The sequence below is a fragment of the Methanomassiliicoccales archaeon genome (genome assembly GCA_038850735.1).
Lineage (GTDB): Archaea > Thermoplasmatota > Thermoplasmata > Methanomassiliicoccales > JACIVX01 > JACIVX01.
The window spans coordinates 2431-5986 of record JAWCLO010000019.1 but is presented as its reverse complement, the minus strand read 5'-3'; the positions used below and the strand labels follow the sequence as shown (position 1 = coordinate 5986).

Annotated in this window: 1 protein-coding gene; it reads right to left on the bottom strand. The window is 45.5% G+C overall.

What is annotated here, in order from left to right; translation table 11 throughout:
• Nucleotides 1-3556: helicase-related protein (locus QW087_08055; GenBank protein MEM2944677.1), on the bottom strand; the 3556-nt coding region annotated here is incomplete at both ends.

Below are 3556 nucleotides of genomic sequence, written 5' to 3'. Positions count from 1 at the left end.
GGAGTATCTGATTACTTTGAACTTCGCTCCATTTGCATATAACATATTGCCTGGTACAAATTCCTTAATGGCCTTTGACTTCAATCGTGATAACGAGAAAGATGGAATTTGGCTTCGGGTGGATTGGAATCCTGCACTAATACCTGCCTCATCAAAACCATAACCTGGCAGAAAACCTCGGGCTGCTAGAACGTTCAGCGTGTATGTTTCTAGATCGCGCCGAGACTCGATTTGTTCAATATATTTATCAATGTGTTCCAGCAGTTGCTTTTCTTCCTCATCGACGAGACGCCCCTCGCCCTTCAATTCAAGCAGTTTCTTCCTCAGGTTTTTCGCATCTTCGAAGTTCTTGAATATGGCACTAAACTCTTCTTCTAAATTCGTGGGAAAGCGTTTGATGTGATCTTCCAGGTTCTCAATCGCACTTCTATCTTCCTCTGGCCAGTATCCATCTTCAAAAGCGCTGATAACAGCCTTCTTCATGATCTTATCAAATCGATTGCAAACAAAATCGCGTATGTAATCGAGCTTAGGTGGATCTTTTTTGTACTCGTTCTTTTCAAAGTCTTTGATGATTCCGCAAATATGCCGCGGAATTTCGCGTTCGAAGTTTTCATTCACTTCTGCCCTTTCTTCGTCTGTGAGCGTAATTCTCTCCCCAGAAATTGTCACATTCGGCGTCCTGGCAATTCTCAGGATTGCAGAAATTATCGTGGCGTTAACATGCCGTTCAACCATGTGCCTATTGCGGAGGTTGATCCGAGGAGGCGAGATCTTCCCGCCTAGCATTTTCATGGGGTTCTCGAAATATGCGAGATCGTGGTGCATGTTGCGGCAGTAAGTGTATATGACCGCCATGCGTTGCCTTCTACCAGCTCTGCCTGCCCTCTGCCAGTAATTTGAGGGATCTGGTGGTACATTCCGCAGTAAAACTCCATCGAGGTCCCCTATGTCAATACCAAGCTCGAGTGTTGGAGTAGCAACGATGCAGTTTACGCCTTCCCCTTCCTTAAATTTTCTTTCGATGTCCTGGCGAATCTTATGGGGAACCTGAGCGGAATGTTCTCTCGGGACCATAATAGTGAAATTCCGGTTTAGAAGCACCGACACATCATAGATCTCTTCAGTGGGCTCCCTTCGGACCATTTTCCCATTGCAATTCCACGCAACGCACTTCATATTTGGAGTCTTCTTGCTTGTGACCGTGCCGCATCTCTCGCAGACGAAAAATTCCCACTGCCTACTCACTCTGATTTTCTCCTCGTTTACCTGGTATCCTGAGATCATCAATCCGTGGTTTCTGCGACCGCCTGATGATCTTTGAACCTGAACTAAATATTTCTGCTCTACGAGGAACTCCCAAAGACAGTGCAAAAAACTGTGAATATCCTTCAAGTCCGGGAAGACTTTCTTTGCAAATTGCATCGACCAAGTTTGACCTCTGGAAGAGATCACTCCCTTTATTCTTTGATTTTTCTCGTCATCTCTTTCCAAGACTATTGCCCGAGGATATAGATCACTCGGTTTAATCCAACCATCTCGCACTTCTTCTTTATTGTGATAATCCCATTGTGTGGAGTATAGAAGCGTAGCAGGAGAATGCACAAAACCAGATGTTCGCCATCTGTCAAGGAAGCAGTTTGTGAAATCTGAAACCATTTCTACATCTAATTTGAATCGAGATGCAATTTCTTTAACGAAAGAACTTTCTGGACCGATGCCGTCATAGGTAACGCACAAGACTCCCCAGTTCTCCAGCGTATCCATCCGTCCAGAGCCTTCGCAAATTTCTCTCAGCAGCTGAATATGAAAATACTTCTTTCTATCTCGCTCAAATTCACGGCCTTCCAGATTGCCCTCGTGTTTCTCAATGAGATCCGGGCATATGATTCTCTGCAATTCTCTATTCTCCTTTAATATCTTGATTGCAGCCTCAACAAGATCTCCTGTTGTCAGCTCTAATCCTTCTTCTAATGCATTGAAAAAAAGTTGTCTAATACGGTATCGTCTAGCATGGTCATGCATCCATGCGGCCTGAAATGCAGCATCTTGCCTGCTATCTGCGAAAACCAAAAGTTTCCTGTGCGACTCCGGCATCGCCTGGATCATCTCTTGTGCAAGGATGTGCACGTCAGCTACCTGTACGGCCCTTGCCTCAACGAGTGTACGCTTTTCCCTGTGAGAATATGATCCACATGCGGGACAATATGAATAGGGGGCGTATCCGTTATTCGATCCGTAGACTATCGCCCAGACTTTCAGAAGCGAATCTTTAGATCGACATGAAGGACGCTGACAGATCTCACCGCTCGTCCGTTGCACTAGGCCACATTTTGCGCATATTTTGAGATTTTCAGAATCGCAATGCTTTACATCTTGGGCTTCAACGCCGACGAGCAAATCCGTAAAGACGATGTCGGTACCATCCGAGTCTTCAACCCAGTACTGATCTTTGTTTGAAATTCCCTGAGCGCCGCCTCTCAGCATTTCTCTACTGATTTCAAGATCGGTCACTTTTTTCCTGTAATAGTGCTGTCCGCAATTCTTACAATAAACAACATCGAGGATTCTCGTTTCGATATGACTAGCAGCTTCTTTTTCGCTTTCTTGAATCCTCCTCATTGCTTGCTGGCGGGATTCCACAAGCATAGGTGACCAATCGCCGTTTACGCGATGAAAATAAATTACCGCACCTTCTGGACCCCTCACAAAATAGTGTAATTTCGGGCGGAAGAGCCGTACCCCATTGTATTCAGTCGCCGCCCCAATTGCAAGCCAGAGGAGTATTTCAGCTTTTGCCGCCTCCAAATGCTCTCCGGATGGCTCCTCTCTTTTGAGCTCCTTCCATGTGAGTTTTGCTAAATCTTCGAGATGAAGAGGCTCTTCCAGTACTTTGTCGAGCACCTGCACAATATCAACGGCTCTCAAGGTATCGTAAATCAAAGAAGGATCATCTGCGCGCTCGAGCTTCGTTTGCAGAATTTCCTCCAATTCTTGAATAACAACCTCTTTGTTGTTTCTTCCGAGCGCAGAAACAATAGGACCAAATCTGTCGCTCGCGTCTTTCAAAGGAACGGTTCGATATTTGATTTCAACGGGTTCCCTCGCCTCGTACTCCTCGGAAATCAACAGTACCGATTCTGGATTGACTCCGAAAAACCGAGAGCAGAATTTTCTCGCAGCTTCTTCGCTATTTCCCTCTGGATCAACAATTGTAGCACTTGTTCCGATGTGGATAATATCTCTTGATTTCTTTCCAGCAAATTCGCGAAGCCTCCGAATAAGAAGGGCGACTTCAGAACCCTTTAAACCGGTAAATGTGTGTGCCTCGTCTACAACGATGAACGACAAGGAGTTATCGTTGAAAATCGCCACATCTTCTCCTCTTGTCAAAATCAATTCGAGTTGTTTCATGTTGGTGATAAGAATATTCGGAGGAGACTGCTGCATTTCTTCGACGCTAGCCTTTTCTTCCCAGGGTATAACTACTCGTGAATCTGCCCTCGATTTCTGTAGCTCCAGCATGTATTGTTCACGATCCACGCCGGGTCCCAAT